Source organism: Enterobacter sp. LM3 (assembly GCF_046622475.1).
GTDB lineage: Bacteria > Pseudomonadota > Gammaproteobacteria > Enterobacterales > Enterobacteriaceae > Enterobacter > Enterobacter cloacae_P.
In genome coordinates this window covers 89,166-107,543 of the sequence record NZ_JBJURN010000008.1, presented here as the reverse complement: position 1 = coordinate 107,543, position 18,378 = coordinate 89,166, and the positions used below count along the sequence as shown (strand labels likewise).

Below are 18,378 nucleotides of genomic sequence, written 5' to 3'. Positions count from 1 at the left end.
CTTCCGTGAGATCAACCTGTTTCGTGACGAAAAATAACCCATCCCATTGAGACAGGTCTCATTAATTTAAGACCGTTCCGTGTGACAGAATATTCTTAATTTAAACCAATAAATCAATTTAATTCATTGATTTAAATGCAATTAACCAATCAAGGAAAACGCGAAGTATGGAATCCTCAACTGCACATTTACAGGAGGAACAGCTGCTCGCCGCCGCTCGCGATAACCGACAAAGTGATGACTCTCTGCTCAGAAGTATTGCCTGGGTGTGTGAGCATTACCGTCTCGGTAAAAGCGATGACGTTTTGCTGGCGGGTCTGCCTGTCGAACAACTCCTCACTCCCTCTTTAGCGCTTGATGCGCTTAAAAATGCCGGTATGACCGGAGGGCTCATCAGGCGTAATAGCGCAGAACTGCCGGAACAGATCTTCCCGGTGATTCTGTTGCGTAAGGGGGCTGGCGGGATGGTACTGCTGGCACGTGAGCGTCGTAAAAATGCCGAAGACAAATGGGATCTGTTCTATTCCCTGATCCTGCCAGATGTCTCCGATGAGCCGGTTGAACTTAACCATGAAGCGCTGAACGAGCTGTATGTTGGCTACGCGATTGCGGCTAAACCGACTGCGCGTATTGACAGCCGGGTTAGCGATATCACGCCGCCACAGCCGAAAGGGCACTGGTTGTTCAGCACGCTGTGGCGCTATCGCCGCTACTATCGCAGCGCGGCGCTGGCGTCGGTGCTGGTGAACGTGCTCGCATTGGCAACCGTATTCTTTACCATGAACGTTTATGACCGCGTTATCCCTAACCAGGCGTTTACCACGCTCTGGTCACTGGCGATTGGCGTACTGGTGGCAATGATTTTTGAAGCCATCACCCGTAGCGTACGTGCTCACCTGCTGGATACCGCAGGAAAAAAAGCGGATCTGATTGTGGGTAGCGTGCTGTTTCGTCAGGCGCTGGCCGTCAAAATGGAGCATAAGCCAGCCTCTTCAGGATCTTTTGCCAACCAGCTACGCGAATTCGAATCCGTGCGTGACTTCGTCTCGTCCGCTACGCTTGCGACCATTGCTGACCTGCCGTTCGTGCTGCTGTTTATCGGCATTATCTTTGCCATCGGCGGTCCGCTGGCCATTGTCCCGCTGCTGATGCTGCCGATGATCCTGCTGGTCAGTATGGCCATTCAATGGCCACTGGCGAAAGTGATGAAAGCCAGTTTGCAGGAAGCATCGCTGAAGCAGGGCGTGCTGATTGAATCCATCGAAGGGATGGAAACGCTGAAATCTGTGGGTGGCGAGGCCTGGATGCAGAGCCGGTGGCAGAAGTTCAGCGCCATGCAATCGTCCAGCTCAGCTGCGTCTAAGCACTACTCTACGCTGGCAATGAATTCGGTGAGTTTTCTGCAACAGCTGCAGACGGTAATGCTGATTGTCACCGGCGTGTATCTGATTGACGCCGGTAGTCTGACGCAAGGTGCGTTAATCGGTACGGTTATGCTGGCTGGACGCGTCACCGCGCCATTAAGCCAGGTCGTCGGTTTAGCCGTGCGTTATCAGCAGGCTAAAGCCGCGCTGACCTCGCTTAACAAGCTGATGGAGAACCCAACCGATCGCAGCAGTGAAATCGACTATATCAAACAGCCAGAACTGAACGGCGATATCCAGCTTAAAGGCGTTACCTTCTCCTATCCGGCACCGCCTATGCAACCGAACCCGGACATTCTGAAAGACGTGAACCTCACGATAAAACCGGGCGAGCGCGTGGCGATTGTCGGGAAAATTGGCAGCGGAAAATCCACTCTGCTACGTATCATCGCGCGTCTTTACACGCCGGTTAAAGGGCAGCTTTTTAGCAGCGGTTTGGATGTGAATCAAATTGAGCCGTCCGACTGGCGGAACAACGTGGGATTTGTGGGGCAGGATGCGCGTCTGTTTTACGGCACATTGCGCGAAAACATCATGATTGGTCGTCAGAATGCCACTTCCGATGAGTTTCTCAAGGTACTGCGTTTAACCGGTCTGGATCACATTGCAGCGCGTCACCCGCGGGGAATTCACATGCCTGTGGGCGAGCAGGGTAACAGTTTATCCGGCGGCCAGCGCCAGCTGGTATCACTGGCGCGGACGCTGTTGGCACGTCCTAACTTGCTGCTACTGGACGAGCCTACCAGCGCGATGGATGCGCAGACCGAAGCCCTGTTCCTGCAACACCTGAAAATTGCGGCCGCCGGACACACGCTGGTTGTTGTCACTCATCGCCCGTCGTTGCTGGCACTGGTGGACAGGATGGTGATTATTGAGGACGGCAAAATTGTCGCGGATGGTCCGAAACAGCAGATTCTGGCTGCGCTCAACGGCTCGCCGACGGCGCAGCCAGAGCAAACGCCTGCTAATGACAGTACGTCAGCGCAAGCTGTGCCAGTAAAAGAGCAGGCGGAGGCCAGTGCATGAAATGTTTAAAAAAGAACGAAAACAAACCGCTTTCAGCGCGTGATGCTGTCTGGATGAGCGATATCCAGGAGGCGCTATTTTCCCAGACCACACCTAAATCGCGCCTGGTGTTATGGCTGATTCTGGCGGTGTTCGTGGGTTTCTTAACCTGGGCGCATTTTGCCAAAGTGGAAGAGATCACCAAAGGTGATGCGAAGATCGTCTCGAAGAGTCGCGAGCAGATTATCCAGAGCCTTGAGGGCGGGATACTCGAAGAGTTGAATGTCCGTGAGGGCGACATTGTGGAACCGGGGCAAATACTGCTGAAAATCGATCCGACGCGTGCGCAATCAAGTTACCTGGAGACGCTGCGTAAGGTTGTGGCACTGGAAGCGACCGTTAACCGTCTGCGTGCGGAAGCGTACGGTCTGCCGCTGACGTTTAGCGACCGCGTGAAACAGTATCCTTCTGAGGTGGAACTGGAAACCCGCGCCTACAACAGCCGTAAGCAAGCGCTGGAAGAGGGGGTCGCTTCGCTTGAGAAGAGCTATCGTCTGGCGCAGAACGAAATTGTCATGTCTGAGCCGCTGGCGGCGCGCGGATTGCTTTCTGAAGTTGAGTTGCTGCGTATGCGTCGTCAGGCAAACGATCTGCAATCGCAGATTGTGGAGCGCCGCAACCGCTACCAGGCGGATGCCAATACCGACCTGATCCGCCAGGAGCTGGATCTGGTACAGGCTGAAGAGAGTCTGACCGGTCGCGAAGATATTGTGAACCGTACGACCATTACGGCACTGGTAAAAGGCACGGTGAAAAACGTGCGGGTCACCACCATTGGCGGGGTTATTCAGCCCGGTGAACACATCATGGAGATCGTGCCGCTGGAAGATCAACTGCTGGTGGAAGGGAAGATCAAACCGTCTGACGTGGCCTTCCTGCATGCGGGGTTACCTGCGATGGTGAAAATTACCGCCTACGATTTTGCAATCTACGGTGGTCTGAAGGGGCAGGTTTCTCTCGTTAGCCCGGATACTTTAAAAGATGACGCTAAAGCCGCGGCGGGTCGCCCTGACGACACGTATTACCGGGTAATGGTATTGACCGACAGCAGCACGCTTAAAGCCGGTGACAAGGCTCTGCCGATTATTCCAGGCATGATTGCTACGGTGGAAATTCGCACGGGCGAAAAAACCATTCTTGATTATCTGCTGAAACCCATTTTTAAAGCGAAAGAAGCTTTCCGAGAGCGTTAATTTACTATGAAGAATTATTCTCCTGTACAGCGTCGCCTGGCGGCGACGCTGACGGTACTCTCTTGCCTGATGTCAGGGAAAAGTGCCGCCAGTAATGAGGGGCTGTTAGCCTTTCAGCCTGCGACCCCGGTGGTTAAATCCGGCATGGTGATGGCCTCCACCCCTCCTGCGCCAGTCGCTCCACGGATGGCGCAGGAAAACGCAGCGGTCAACAAGACCAAAGACGTTGACCGTCAGGCCGCCCGAGCGCCTGGCGAGAATGACATCCGCATGCTGTTCAATGATGCCGTCAATACCGCGCTGAGTATGAGCCCTGAGGTTCGCGGTGCACAGTTCAATACCGCGGCGGCGCAGGCTAACGTCGATGAAGCGAAAGGCCAGCGCTGGCCGCAGGTGGATGTTGGGACGCGTTCAAAAAACGTCCAGTTTGGTGGCGGAGAACGTGGCTATAGCGACAGTCGCCCGGCAGTGACCGTGAATGTAGCAACCACATTGCTCGATTTTGGTCGTACCAGCAACACCATTAAAAGCCGTGAAGCGCTGCATCAGGCCGCGAAAGAGAATACGGGCGCACAGGCGGAAAATATTGCCTGGCAGGTCAGTAGTGCGCTAATTGAGCTGAGTAAACAGCACCAGATCATCGCGCTCAGCCAAAAGTACGTGGCGCGTATGAACGAACTGGTTGAAATGCTGGACGGTATTGTGAAGGTTGACCAGGGGCGTCGCAGTGAGTTAACGCAGGCCAGAGGACGTTTATTACAGGCACAATCTTCTCTGGATACTGCCGTATCACGTGCGCGTGATACGGAAATTATCCTGAACCGCCTGCTGGGAGATACCCGCGTTCCCCTGCCGAAAGCGCCGGTGTGGAACCTGAAACCGGGAGAGCTGAATAAGCAGTTATCCGCGATTGAAAGTCATCCCACCATTCGACAGGCACAGGCAGAAACCGCATCAGCGCTGGCGGATGCGGAAGCAGCACGTTCTGCCGCTTACCCGACCGTGACATGGAACGTTGGGAAAAGCACCGGGCGCGATGAGCTGGGGCGTGAACAGGCATGGGAAACCAATGTCAACTTAAGCTGGCCGATTTTCCGGGGCGGTTCACAACGGGCCGCTGAGCTTTCTGCCGCACGCCGTGCAGATGCCAGCAGAGAAGCTATCGAACAGCAATCCCGCGATCTGGATAACCGGGTGCGCGCGGCCGATCAGGATGCCCATAGCATGCTGGAGCGTGCTGAGCTGTACCATGACTTATCGATTGAATCCGATCGCATTCGCCATGATTTCTTCGATCAATGGTATCACCTTGGACGACGTACTCTGCTGGATGTGCTGAGCGCAGAAAGTGACTTTTACGGCAACCAGGTAGCGGAAGTGACCAACCGTTTTGATGGCTATTCAGCTATTTTTCGTAGCTATGCCGGTTCCGGTACACTATTGTTATGGTTACGAAATAATAAATAGTTAAGTCTTTTTTAAGATGGCTCACACTGCAGGCATAAAAGAGAATATGTATGAATCCGTTTTCAGGTAAAAAAATATACGTCGCCTTACTCGACGATCACCCGATTGTCCGTAAGGGGATGGAGATTATATTTAGCCAGGAACCTGATTTCGAACTAAAAGGCAGCTTTGCCAGTCGTATCGAACTCATGAATTTCTTACGCAACAATCGTGTTGATGTGTTGGTTCTTGACTATCTGCTTGGTGATGAAGAGATCGACGGTTTACCGATGATCAAACAGCTCATGAGCAACTTCCCGTGGCTGAAAATTCTGCTTTCATCCACGCTGGAAAATACGGCGATTGTGCGCATGGCATTAAAAATCGGCGTGCGGGGGCATGTTGGTAAAAGCCGCGATTTATCCGAGGTGGTTAATGCGGCGCGTCAGGTCGCGGCGGGGCGCATCTCTCTGTCAGAAAGTATGGAGAAAGAGTTCTACCTGATTTCAGAGCCTTGTGCAGGCCCGAAAACGGGGCCAGACGGTGACAATGAACCGCAGGTGATTGATGGCATCGGTCGTCTGGATCAGCTGTCACCCAAGGAGCTTGAAGTGCTGCGCCTGTTTACCGGGGGAATGTCTGTCTTACAGATTTCAGAGAAGTTCCAGCGTAGCCGTAAGACGGTAAGCGGGCAGAAGAAGTCGGCCATGAAAAAACTGGGCGTGAAAACGGACTCCGAACTGTTTCTTTGGCACGACCAACTGCTTTAATGCCTTCACTCATTCCTTTATCAGGAGCCTTTTACAGGCTCCTTTTTTTATCTCAGTTATACCGTTTCGCCCGATGCTTCGTGTCTGACTGGGTGAATATTTCGCAGTGCAGCCGCAAGATGATTGATTGAGCAGGGCTTAAACAGGCAGTCATTCATACCCGCCTGTAAACAACGCTCCGTAATCTCATGCATGGCATTCGCGGTAAAACCGATAATCCAGGCAGACGCGCTGTTTTGTTCACGCTCACGCTTGCGAATCAACTGTGTAAGCTGATAGCCATTCATGCCGGGCATGTTACAGTCGGTAATGATCACATCGATATCTGCTTTTTCCCAGATAGCCAGCGCCTCATGTCCCGCCGACGCAAGGTAAGCCTGCTGTCCTAACCAGGCTAACTGTTTAGCCAGCAGGATCCGGTTAGCAGGGTTATCGTCCACCACCAGGATCTTCAGGGCGGGAATTTTGTCCTCGTCTTCATGCTGCCGGACATCGGCAACGGCCGCCGTTTTCACTTTCGGCAACGTAAAGGTCGCTCTCACAGTGGTACCCACGTTTTTCTCACTGCTCAGCGTGAGCGTACCGCCCATGCTTTCGCAAATGGTCCGACTGATATAGAGCCCCAGCCCAGTTCCTGCACGGCGGTTTTCTGCCTGGCTAAACGGCCTGAACAAGGCCGCCTGCTGGCTGGCGTCAATCCCGACGCCGCTGTCCTGGACATCGATAATATAGTGGACGCTGTCATTGTCCGGGCCTTCAGACTGTTGAAGCGTCAGTGATACGTTCCCGATGTCGGTAAACTTAATGGCGTTACTTAACAGGTTCGACAGAACCTGTTTAATGCGTAATGGGTCGGCATAGACATCTGTCAGCGGTTCCGTCGGGAATGTTCGGGTTAGCTCTATATTTTTCTCGATGGCAACGCCCTGGAAAACCCGCATCATATTGTTAATCAGGGTGCCGGGGTTGGTGGCTTCGGGATTGAAATCGAGATGCCCACCCTCAATACGGGAAATGTCCAGAATATCGCCAATTAAACCCACCAGTCCTTCCGCTGATTCATAAGCCACTTCCAGCGCCTGAATATCTTGCTCACCGCGACGTCCTTTTTTCAGCACAATATCCAGCATGCCAATAATTGCATTCATTGGCGTGCGGATTTCATGACTCATGGTTGACAGGAAAACAGATTTCGCCCGGTTAGAATCTTCCGCCCTGTCTTTGGCTTCCCTGAGTTCGACCAGGAGTGTTTCACGCTCGGTGATGACCTCACGCAATTGCACAAGCTGCGTGTTCATCTGACGGCGAAGTGCCGCTTTACGCGCGATTTGTCGGTTCAGGTAGAGAGCCCATCCCAGCGCCAGAATAATCAATACGGCGCTGAAGATTGCGGTGGCGATCAATACTTCCCGGTAGCGATACCAGAAACTGTCGACAACCACCAGTTCGTTTGGCCTCCAGCGGTTGGCCAGATTTTCCAGTTCAATAGGGGGAATGCTCAGTAAAATTTTATCCAGAATGCCCTGAAGCTCCGGGTTGGCCAGCCCTACACCGAAGGAGACCCAGACGGGGGCATCGCCCACAATGGACACCACTTTGAGCTTGTCCTGAAAGTTGGAGACGATCTGATAGTCCGTCATGATCAGAATACCCACGGCGGCGTCCGCTTTCCCCTCAAGAACGGTGGAAAGCAGCTGTGATTCATTACCCACATGAACAATTTCAATTTCCGGGTAACGCTGACGCACCATACTCTCCACGCCAATGTTTTTTACCATTGCCAGCCGCTTGCCACGCAGGTCTGCCAGCATATGAATGTCGTGACGATTTGCCGCTGTTGCCAGGGAAAAGGCACTGCGCAGATAGGGGCGGGTGAAGAGTATTTTGTTTTTACGCGCCTCACTTGGTGTTATCGATGCGAGCATATCCGCGCTTGACTCGTTGACCTTCTGAATCAATTCCTCTGTGGTACTGCCCGTTTCAAAACGGAACTGCAAACCTGTTCTGAGTGACACAACGGAAAACAGATCGGCGGCAATACCGCGCAGAACACCTTTATTATCAATAAATGAGACCGGGGCTGCATTGTCCTGACTGTAGATCAGGACGTTAACGACTGGGTGTTTTTTGATCCACTCTTTCTCTTGCCCGGTAAAGGAAAGGGATTTTGACCCCTGTGCGAGATCGATACGGTCAGGCTGCCAGAGACGATAAAGCTCCTGTTTTTCATCTTCTGGCACAGCCCTGATTGCGGCATTAATCAGTTTGAGGAGTTGCGGATTTTTTTGGCTAACAGCAAACCCCACTTCGCGACTGGCCAGTCGTGATAATCGCTCGACATGAATGTTGTTCAGGTAGTTTCGGCTGAGCGAGTAGCTGTTGCCCAGGTAAACCCGTGACTGACCAAATGCCACCGCGCTGAGTGCTTCCTGATAACTATCAAACAGGCGAAAACGGGCGTTAGGGTAGGTAGCTTTAGCCTGTGACAGGGGGAGATAGTCCCTCGGCATCGCGACGTCGGTGTCATGCAGATCTTCTGCCAGTGCTGCAGTATCGCTATCATTGAGGCCCAGCACCGGTTTATCACTGGCATAAGGTAAGGAAAAGGCAAAGGTTTCGTTATCCTGGAATGCTGCGACAGAAGGGATCAGATCAATATCGCCGCGTGCCAGCGCCTGCCATGCCTCTTCGGAGGAGCTGAACACCTTCACGTTAACCGGCAGGTTGAGCTGCCAGGCGACCAACCCCGTATAATCGGCACTCAAGCCTTCATACTCATTGCGAATGTTACGCATGCCAAAAGGTGGCACATCATAATGGGTCACACCCACATTCAACTGCCGTTGTTGTTTGATAAACGCGGCTTGATCGGGGGTGAGAGATAAGCGCTGCAGGCTCTGGACAGACGTTCTCATCAGGATCTTATATTCATCGCCTATCGCTGAAGGCATTGAAAGCGAGAGTAAAACCAGCAGCAAAAAATGGCGAAAATAGTGACGCATATCTCTTTAACTGACTCCTACAGACGAAGTGACCAGGGGGATTCATTACCCGTGCATCTGGTGTGCTGTGAGTGAAACATAACAAAACAACCGTTATGAGTTACCCCATAACTTACTGTATAGCTGATGAAAAGACATCCTTCATAGAGGATTTCAACCATTCCGTGGCCGGAGCCTGCCGAGGTAATACATCATTGATGTGCGCGCATGATGACGAAACCAGCGGGAAATTGTTATAAGACCTGACTTGGTTGTTTTTGTAATGAAATAACAATGTCGTTGAAAAATTTAATGATTATTATTTGTTTACTGCGAAAACACCCCTTAAGTGAAATTCAAAAGGGCTGAATACGCACTTTTCCTTCCTGCCATCGTGCGGGAATATCGAGACGGGTCTTATCGTGAGCAATCAGAAACAGTGAAAAAATTGACTTAATTTTTTCTGATTAATTAATTGAACGGATTATTATGCGCCCAGCGTCTCAACGTCGACCCGTAAACCACGCCGCGATAAACCAGCAATTTAATTCACTGGCGGAAATATATCGCCAGTCTATGGCAACGGGGGATTATGCCCGGGCCTCGCTCTGCTGTGAAAAAGCCTTGTCCGTATTGCCAAAAAATATGTCTGTGCAGAGTGACTATGCCCTGAGCCTGATGCGCCAGGGAAAGCACGATCGGGCGTATAAGGTGTACCGAAAAATATACCAGTCGCCGCAGCGGCATGAAGCCTCTGAAACCTGGCTGGATGGTTTTGCCGAACTGTGTGGGCACATGGGAAAAACCCAGGAGATGCATCTCTATGGGCTTGAATCGCTGACGTTGTCCGATCAACGCTTTGGTCATGGAAAATGTTGGCCGCTACCTTCAACGCCACCGCGCCCGTTTGATACCATGCAGCGGGAAAAGAACATTATCGCCTTCAGCCTGTACGGTGACCAGCCGCGCTACTGCGAAACGCTGATTAAAAATATTGAAACCGCAAAATCACTGTTTCCTGGCTGGTGCTGCCGTGTGTATCTGGATAATTCCGTGCCTCAGCATGTCTGGCAACGTCTGCAAGGGGCAGGGGCTCAACTGGTCGACATGAGTCATGAAAAAGGTATCTATCCCACATTATGGCGATTTCTGGTGATGGACGACCCGACGGTTGAGCGCTTTTTAGTTCGCGATGCCGACTCGCTGCTCTCTGAGCGCGAGCAGGTCTGTGTAGAGGCGTGGCTCTGTTCGCCCTGGTACTTTCACCATATGCGTGACTATTTTACCCATACCGAGCTTTTACTGGCCGGGATGTGGGCAGGTTGCGGTGGTATATTCCCGAATGTTGCAGGAATGATGCGTGATTTTGTTGCGCAATATCAGGGCAATGCCCGCTTCACAGACCAGTATTTCCTGAAGGCGGTGTTGTGGTCTACTGTGCGGCAAAGTCTTCTTAGCCATGATGATATTTTTGGTTTTCATCATGCCGAGCCGTGGCCTGCGCATCCACCCGTTTGCTGGAAGGCAGAACATTTCCATGTGGGGAGCAACGCCGGGTTTACGGTAATGGCGGGGCCCAGCCAGAAACAGGACGGGGAAAAACAGGTTGTGTTACTGAAAATGGACGGTAATGCCTGGCGCTATACGGCTCCCGTGCGGCAGGGGCAGTGGAAGCTGCCGGTCCCTTTTTTCCTTGCTGATAGATTTCGTCTTGGTGACGTAAAGGTTGAGATGGTCAACGACGATGACCGTCGCGGAATGTAATGTTGGCGGCCTGCATTCCTGCCTGAACCACATGAAGGGGAATTTTTACCGGGACGAAACAGGCGCGACAATCAGTCCGGTCTTATACTGTCTGGGTCTTGTCTGCCCCGGAGGCTTCTCAGCAGAACAAGACAAAGCTTACTCAGGGTAAGCCGGGTCATCGGTATAATTTTATTTTCCAGCATGTTTTATTCAGGGAACGACTCTTACGATGCGTTTTTTATCAGCCCGGTTAATTAGCTTTCTTTTTACCTTGTGTTGTATGTGGCAACTGCACGCCCAGCCACTGGAACTGCAACGTCGTGCTCAGGTTAACGCACCACATGTCCAGTTTAGTGAGGCCGCGCAACGATGGCTGGATAACCATTCGACGCTGAATGTGGGTGTTTGGGGACAAGAACAGCCGCCGCTAAGCGAAGGGATGGGGCACGGCGTCTTTGGCGGTATTGCCGCTGATTACCTGGCACTGCTGGAAGACAGTCTGAAGGTAAAAATTAAGCTGCATTACTACGAACACAGTAGTGAGGCATTACTGGCATTGCAGCGTCAGGAAATTCAGATGGTGGCTATCTGGAATCCGGCGCTGTGGCCAAGCCCGGATCTGCAAGCTTCACCACCGTGGTTACTGGATAAAGCGGTTCTGATGACCCAGAAAACGCCGGGGGAAACGCCTGTTGATCTGCGCAATAAAGTGATTGGGGTGGTCTCGGGAAGCCAGGCCAGCACGGCGCTGCAACGTCAGTACCCGGAGAGTACGCTGCGTTTTCAGTCATGGTATACCACCGCCATCAGTGCGCTAGCCTTTAAACAAATCGATGCGCTGTGGATTAACCGGGCCAGTGCGGAATATCTTACGCAATACCATCAGGTCAGAGACCTGAGCTGGACGTTCAGCCCGACGATACCTAATCTGAACATGAGTTTTGGCATTGACCGACAGCTCCCGTTGCTGGCGGAATCCATCGATACCGTATTTAAACATGTGTCCTTAGCCAGCCGTTTGCGCATTGCGACCAGTTGGGGTCTGAACCGTAGCTTTGTCATCACCACGAATCCACTGGGGTTAGATCCCAGGGAGGAAAGCTGGCTTCGCGAGCACGGACAAATTCAGGTCATTATTGACCGTCGTCAAAGGCCAGTCTCGTTTGTCAGTGAGGGGGAACCCCAGGGGCTGGTGGTCGACTTGCTTAATCAGTTTAACGATCAATACGGCATTCGCTTTTCGATCCTGAGCGTTGAAAACGATACCGAATTTCTGGCAATGAAGCGCGCTCATCCTGACGCGCTTTTTGTTGAACAGGTTGTCGATACGCCGCAGCAGACCAAAAGCGGTGCGGCCAAAACGCCCCCTTTACTGACCACGCCAGCCGTGGTGGTGATGGATCAGGGCATCAAGCGCCCGAGTGATTTTTCACAGCTGAAAGGTGAGAAAATTGCCATTCAGGCGAACGACCCGCTGTTGCCCTGGCTGGAAACCTGGTATCCCACCATTAAACTGGTGAAAGTCCCTCATATGGACGATGCCCTTGAACGGTTAAAGCGCGGTGAAGTACGTGGGGTGATTGCACCGCAGTTCATTGCCAGCTACCTCGTGACTCTCCACCACCCAACCCGTTTTCATCTGGCGGTAACCCTTCCTGTGACACCTGTCGACCTGGTGTTGTCAGCGCAGACGGAAAGCAGCCAGCCGATTAATATCATGAACAAAGCGCTGGCCGATATGCAGCCACGCGCACTGATGCAGATGGCGGGTGACTGGCGTCAGGCGGCGCTAGAAAACAGTGAAATCTGGAATAAAAGCACGTTAGTGAACTCGCTGCTATGGAGCATATTGCTATTGCTGGTTGTGGTGGGCGGGTGGCTGTGGATCCAGTATTTACGCCGTGCATTACGCCGCGGCACTGTCTGGCAGCAGAAGCTGGCAGAGCAGCTGAAATTTACGCAATCGTTAATTGACGCTTCACCTGTTGCGCTTTATGTCCGCGATCGACAGGGGAATTTACTGCGTTATAACCAGGCCTGGAGCGATACCATCGGTCTGTCAGGACAGGATCTGATAGGTTTGCCGATCACCGCCATTGATACGATTGAACCTTCGGAGTTAGCGGTGATCGAAAGCCGGTACCGCCAGGCGCTCCAGGATGGCCAGCCGCAGAACTGGTCCGCCAGATTTCAGATTGATGAGCAACCGCGATACTTACAGGGTTGGGTTGTGCCGTGGCATGACGGTCAGGGAGAGATTGGTGGGTTAATTGGCGGCTGGCTGGATATCACAGAAAAAGAGCTGTTGATTGCCCAACTTTCTGAAACAAAAAGTAATCTGGAACAGGCTATTGCCAGCAAAAACGCCTTCATGCTGAGCATGGGGCATGAAGTTCGCACACCGCTCAACGTGATTACGGGGTTGCTGGAACTGGAACTTCAGGCGCTGGACGAACGCCAGGAGCGCAATGAGAATCTGAATCTTATTTGGGAGTCATCCCTTAGTTTGCTCTCGCTAATCGGCGACATGTTTGATGTTTTCCGTGCTGATAACCCGCAACTACTTGGTTTAACGCGCAGCACGAATCTGCCGCAGCTGATCCACAGCACGGTAGCACTCTATCGCCAGCAGGCTGAAGCTAAAGGCATTAGCCTGAACGTGTTGATTGAGCTTTCAGCGCAGCGCTACGATACCGACCCGCTGTTAATTATCCGCATCCTCTCCAGCCTCCTGCGTAATGCCATCAAACACGCTGACGGCGACGCAATTGATGTCGAGGTGTACGAGGGAAGCAGTGACCCACGCGTTGAAAGTGTCCGGCTGGTGATTGAGGTGTGCGATCGGGGGAGGGGCATTTCTGAACAAACGCAGGCACAGATCATCGGACGCACGAACAATGTGACGCTCAAATCAGAGTGGACCGACACCGGTTTTAGCTTACCCGCTTGTCTGCATATGGCGCGTGCCGCAGGAGCCGAAGTGCGTATTGAAAGCGAGCCACACGAAGGGTGCGTGGTGAGTTTCCTCTTTGACGCCACGCCATCCGCGAAAATTACCCTGCATCACCCGACGCCGGACAGCCTTGCCAGCCTGCACATTCTGGTGGTGGATGATTATCCTCCCGCGCGTCAGACTTTACAGCAGCGGCTTGAGGCGTGGGGACATCGCGTCTCTTTAGCCACGCAGGGTGAAGAGGCACTGGCAATGTGGAAAGAGCAGCCTGAGGGCTATTCCGCCATTATTACGGACTGTACTATGCCGGTGATGGATGGTTACGAACTGACCCGGCAGATCCGCCAGCATGAACAACGGGAAGGGTACCGGGCGATCCCCATTTTTGGTTTAACTGCCATGAGTGGTACAGAAGCGGCGGCATGCTGTATTGATGCCGGGATGAATGAATATCTGGAAAAACCGCTTATGCCGCAAAAATTGCAGGAAATCCTGGAGCGGTATTTCGCCAGTCCCCGAAAAGCTGAAGTTGTCGCTGACGATAAAACACGTCAGCTTCAGCTCGAAATGATAAAGGTGAATAACCAGGACGCCGACCAGCTTAAGCTGCGACTTGAACAGCGAGATTGCGATAAGGTTGGCCGCATGGCACACCGGATTAACGGCGGTGCGCGGATGATGCATTTTATGTCGCTGAAAGAGACATGTGAGGCGCTGGAAGTTGCCTGCAACAATGCGCAGGGCTGGGACACGATTGAGCCGCTGGTCGAACGTGTGCTGGAAGAGATGGAACAGTTTAATGAGTGGCTGGCACATCAGGAGTGAGGCGTCAGCATATTTTTTGCAGAATGGCCGACGATCAATAAGGGGGCAATCGCCCCCTTCATTTTTATTTCAGTCTCTTGCCGGTATCATCAACAACTTTCTCGCCATCTTCCTTTGCGAAAGCCCCTTTCTGTGCATCTGGGAGGATATCCAGCACCACTTCGGAAGGGCGGCACAGACGCGAGCCCAACGGTGTCACCACAATCGGACGGTTAATCAGGATCGGATGCTGCAGCATAAAGTCGATTAGCTGATCGTCAGTAAATTTATCTTCCGCGAGTCCCAGCTCTTCATAGGGTTCAACATTTTTACGTAGCAGTGCCCGTACGGTGATCCCCATATCGGCAATGAGTTTAACCAGTTCATCGCGTGACGGTGGGTTCTCAAGGTAATGAATTACCGTTGGTTCAGTACCACTGTTGCGGATCATCTCCAGTGTGTTACGCGACGTACCGCAGGCCGGGTTGTGATAAATAGTGATGTTGCTCATATCTGTATCTCATTACAAAGTGAAAGAGAGACGTAGCGCCAGTGCGACCAGCGTTACAAACAGCACAGGCAGAGTCATGATAATTCCGGTGCGGAAATAATAGCCCCAGGTGATCGTCATATTCTTCTGTGAAAGTACATGCAGCCAGAGCAGTGTTGCCAGGCTACCAATAGGGGTGATTTTCGGGCCCAGGTCGCAGCCAATCACGTTGGCATAAACCATCGCTTCTTTGATAACGCCGGTTGCCGTGCTGCCATCAATCGAGAGCGCGCCAACCAGCACGGTAGGCATGTTGTTCATGATGGAAGACAGGAACGCCGTCAGGAAGCCAGTACCCAACGTCGCGGTCCAAAGCCCTTTATCCGCCAACATGTTCAGCACACCTGAGAGGTATTCGGTTAGCCCGGCGTTCCGCAGCCCATAAACCACCAGATACATCCCCAGTGAGAAGATAACGATCTGCCAGGGGGCACCATGCAGCACTTTGCCGGTGTTAATGGCATGACCTCGTTTCGCCACGGCAAACAGAATTACCGCCCCAACTGCCGCAATTGCGCTAACGGGAATACCGAGCGGCTCGAGGACGAAGAAACCAACCAGCAGAAGAATCAAAACAATCCAGCCAGTGCGGAATGTAGCCGGATCTTTAATTGCTTTTGCCGGTGTCTTAAGGAGCGCCAGATCGTAAGCCTGTGGGATATCCTTGCGGAAGAACAGATGCAGCATAGCAAGCGTGGCAACAATGGCGGCAATATCAACCGGAACCATTACCGACGCATATTTGGTGAATCCCAGACCAAAGAAATCCGCTGAAACGATATTCACCAGGTTCGACACGATAAGCGGCAGGCTGGCAGTATCGGCAATAAACCCGGCAGCCATAACGAATGCCAGTGTCGTGCTTTTACTGAAGCCTAATGCCAGCAGCATGGCAATAACGATGGGTGTCAGAATTAACGCCGCGCCATCGTTGGCAAATAATGCAGCCACCGCAGCACCGAGCAAAACAATATAGGTAAACAGCAGGCGGCCACGACCATTTCCCCAACGGGAAACGTGCAATGCAGCCCATTCGAAAAAGCCGGATTCATCGAGCAGCAGGCTGATAATAATCACGGCAATAAACGTTGCCGTCGCGTTCCAGACGATATTCCACACCACCGGGATATCACTTAAATGTACAACGCCAGAAATCAACGCCAGTCCCGCACCCAGCATTGCACTCCAGCCGATCCCTAATCCCTTCGGTTGCCAGATAACCAACACAATGGTCAGGACAAAAATAGCACCTGCCAGTAACATACATCCTCCTGACAGGGCGGCAGAGCCGCCCTGTATATACAAAAAAATTAACTCGTCAGCTCTCTGAGTTTTTTGATACCGGCAGGCTCAGACGCCAGTACCGGAACGAGCGCTATACGGTCAGCGTGCTGTTGCTTAACGGCCTCAATCTGAGGCTGTTCCTGCCGGGCGCGCAGGCAAAGCAACGGAGAACGCGTATCCGCAATGGAAAGGCAGTTATTGATAATCCAGCCCCACGGATGGATCCCCGCTCTTTCGAGATCGGCCTGCAGGTTCGCCGCTTCCAGCACCGGTGTGGTTTCTGGCAGCGTAACCAGTAGCACTTTGGTTCTGTCCGGGTCCTGAAGCTGCATCATTGGGGTAGTAAAATGACCTTTATTCCCCATTTTTTTAGCAATCTCGCGGTGATAGGCCCCGGTTGCGTCCAGCAACAACAACGTGTGCCCCGTGGGAGCCGTATCCATCACCACAAACCGCTTACCGGCTTCGCGGATCACGCGGGAGAAGGCCTGGAACACGGCAATTTCTTCGGTGCAGGGGGAACGTAAATCTTCTTCCAGCAGGCGTTTCCCCGCGTCGTCCAGGTCTTTCCCCTTCGTCTCAAGAACATGCTGGCGATAGCGTTCGGTTTCATCGTGGGGGTTGATCCTGCTGACCTGCAGGTTATTCAGGCAGCCGTTTAGCGTGGTACTGAGATGCGCGGCAGGATCTGAGGTTGTGAGATGCACATCGAACCCCATATCCGCCAGCCTGACGGCGATAGCAGCAGCCATCGTGGTTTTACCGACGCCACCTTTGCCCATCAGCATAATCAGGCCGTGTCCATCGCGGGCGATTTCATCAACCAGGTCAGAGAGTGACGGATTTTCAGGTCGGTAAGCTATGTTTTGTTCAGGGCGTGAATAAGCCTCAGAACGGACATCAAGCAGTCCTTTTAATGCGGACACGCCAACCATGTTCACCGGCTGCAGGAACAGAGTATCTGTCGGCAATTCTGATACACCAGCGGGAAGATTTGCCAGCGTCTCCTGTTCCCGTTGCCATATCGCAGCCGCTAATACGTCATGTTCTGCTTCGGCTGCAGGTAAAACACCATTAATAATCAGATACTGGTTTTTCAGGCCAATCGTAGCCAGCTCTTCATGGGTGCGGGCGACTTCCTGCAGCGTTGATTTTTGCAGCCGTGCAACCAAAACAAGCCGGGTACGTTCAGGATCTGATAACGCCTCAACCGCATGAGCGTACTGCTCACGTTGCTTTTCCAGCCCAGCCATCGGGCCGAGGCAGGAAGCACCGTCCGGGTTACTTTCAATAAAGTTACTCCAGGCTCCGGGAAGCTGGAGGAGGCGGATAGTGTGGCCCGTTGGTGCAGTATCAAAAATGATGTGATCAAAACGCGTCAGCAGAGAAGCGTCCGTCAATAAGCCAGTGAATTCATCGAACGCCGCAATCTCAGTGGTGCATGCTCCCGAAAGCTGCTCGCTGATACTGTTAACAACATCCTCGGGCAGAAGACCCTTGACAGGATCAACGATTCTGGCCCGATATTGCTGGGCGGCTTCCTGCGGGTCGATCTCCAGTGCGGAAAGTCCGGGAACTGCAGTCACAGGGTGAATAGTATTACCGATAGTCTGATCGAATACCTGGCCGACATTGGAGGCAGGATCGGTACTGACCAACAACACACGCTGACCTTGTTCTGCCAGGCGGATAGCCGTCGCACACGAAATGGAGGTTTTGCCCACTCCTCCCTTACCGGTAAAAAACAGGTAAGGTGGGATATTCTGTAAGAATTTCATATGTCCTCCTGACATACTCAACAACAGGAAGTATTACCACCACAGCAACGGGTGGGAGCCAGACCTACTTTCTCCAGCGGAATGCCAAACCAGCGAGCCAGCTCAGCACGTTTTGGGTATCGCCCAGCCATCACCGTTTCACCGTCCAGCAACAGCAGCGGAAGACCTTCTGCACCAGATGCTTCGAGGAATGCTTTCGCTTTCTCGTTCTGAACGAAGCTCATAGGTTGCTGTGCCAGGTTGTATCGTTCAACCTGCACGCCGCGTTCTTTCAGCCACTGGACATCAGCAGAGAAATCCACCAGAACCTGATCGACATCGGAACCACATACACCGGTACTGCAGCACATTGCCGGGTCAAACACCGTTAACATTTTCATTCTG

At 52.6% G+C, this 18,378-nt stretch carries 11 protein-coding genes; 6 read left to right on the top strand and 5 right to left on the bottom strand.

Annotated features, from left to right (window positions below):
* Positions 1 to 167: 167 nt before the first annotated feature.
* Genes ACJ9N4_RS11380 through ACJ9N4_RS11365 form a run of 4 tightly spaced genes read left to right on the top strand, consistent with a single transcriptional unit; the run spans position 168 to position 5,898 of the window.
* The gene (locus tag ACJ9N4_RS11380) at positions 168 to 2,450 is read left to right on the top strand and encodes a type I secretion system permease/ATPase (protein ID WP_182918355.1); all 2,283 of its coding nucleotides are present in this window, start codon (positions 168 to 170) and stop codon (positions 2,448 to 2,450) included.
* Positions 2,447 to 3,682 carry an HlyD family type I secretion periplasmic adaptor subunit gene (locus ACJ9N4_RS11375; RefSeq protein ID WP_182918356.1) on the top strand — a complete coding sequence of 412 codons (1,236 nt, stop codon included), beginning with the start codon at positions 2,447 to 2,449 and terminating at the stop codon, positions 3,680 to 3,682. Before ACJ9N4_RS11380 ends, ACJ9N4_RS11375 begins: the two co-directional genes overlap by 4 nt.
* A gap of 6 nt (positions 3,683 to 3,688) precedes the next feature.
* Positions 3,689 to 5,149 carry a TolC family protein gene (locus ACJ9N4_RS11370; RefSeq protein ID WP_182918357.1) on the top strand — a complete coding sequence of 487 codons (1,461 nt, stop codon included), beginning with the start codon at positions 3,689 to 3,691 and terminating at the stop codon, positions 5,147 to 5,149.
* Between the two features lie 50 nt (positions 5,150 to 5,199).
* Complete coding sequence (locus ACJ9N4_RS11365) at positions 5,200 to 5,898, top strand: response regulator transcription factor (protein WP_182918358.1); 699 nt, start codon at positions 5,200 to 5,202, stop codon at positions 5,896 to 5,898.
* Positions 5,899 to 5,954: 56 nt separating this feature from the next.
* Here ACJ9N4_RS11365 and ACJ9N4_RS11360 read toward each other — a convergent pair whose 3' ends face one another.
* Positions 5,955 to 8,900 (bottom strand): transporter substrate-binding domain-containing protein, encoded by a 2,946-nt coding sequence (locus ACJ9N4_RS11360; RefSeq protein ID WP_182918359.1) that lies wholly within the window; start codon positions 8,898 to 8,900, stop codon positions 5,955 to 5,957.
* 468 nt (positions 8,901 to 9,368) lie between these two features.
* Here ACJ9N4_RS11360 and ACJ9N4_RS11355 point away from each other — a divergent pair, with 468 nt between their 5' ends.
* Together ACJ9N4_RS11355 and ACJ9N4_RS11350 are read left to right on the top strand one after the other, a co-directional pair.
* On the top strand, positions 9,369 to 10,643 hold the full coding sequence (locus ACJ9N4_RS11355; RefSeq protein ID WP_182918360.1) for a tetratricopeptide repeat protein: 1,275 nt from the start codon (positions 9,369 to 9,371) through the stop codon (positions 10,641 to 10,643).
* Positions 10,644 to 10,905: 262 nt separating this feature from the next.
* Positions 10,906 to 14,403 (top strand): response regulator, encoded by a 3,498-nt coding sequence (locus tag ACJ9N4_RS11350; protein ID WP_411500496.1) that lies wholly within the window; start codon positions 10,906 to 10,908, stop codon positions 14,401 to 14,403.
* 64 nt (positions 14,404 to 14,467) lie between these two features.
* Here ACJ9N4_RS11350 and arsC read toward each other — a convergent pair whose 3' ends face one another.
* The 4 genes from arsC to arsD are packed head-to-tail and all read right to left on the bottom strand — an operon-like array spanning position 14,468 to position 18,374.
* Positions 14,468 to 14,893, bottom strand: a complete 426-nt coding sequence (gene arsC, locus ACJ9N4_RS11345) for a glutaredoxin-dependent arsenate reductase (protein WP_182271420.1) — start codon at positions 14,891 to 14,893, stop codon at positions 14,468 to 14,470.
* Between the two features lie 12 nt (positions 14,894 to 14,905).
* On the bottom strand, positions 14,906 to 16,195 hold the full coding sequence (arsB, locus tag ACJ9N4_RS11340; protein WP_182918362.1) for an arsenite efflux transporter membrane subunit ArsB: 1,290 nt from the start codon (positions 16,193 to 16,195) through the stop codon (positions 14,906 to 14,908).
* 47 nt (positions 16,196 to 16,242) lie between these two features.
* The gene (arsA, locus tag ACJ9N4_RS11335) at positions 16,243 to 17,994 is read right to left on the bottom strand and encodes an arsenite efflux transporter ATPase subunit ArsA (RefSeq protein WP_182918363.1); all 1,752 of its coding nucleotides are present in this window, start codon (positions 17,992 to 17,994) and stop codon (positions 16,243 to 16,245) included.
* Between the two features lie 17 nt (positions 17,995 to 18,011).
* Positions 18,012 to 18,374, bottom strand: coding sequence for an arsenite efflux transporter metallochaperone ArsD (gene arsD, locus ACJ9N4_RS11330; RefSeq protein WP_182271423.1), 363 nt, complete (start codon positions 18,372 to 18,374; stop codon positions 18,012 to 18,014).
* Between the last annotated feature and the right edge of the window lie 4 nt (positions 18,375 to 18,378).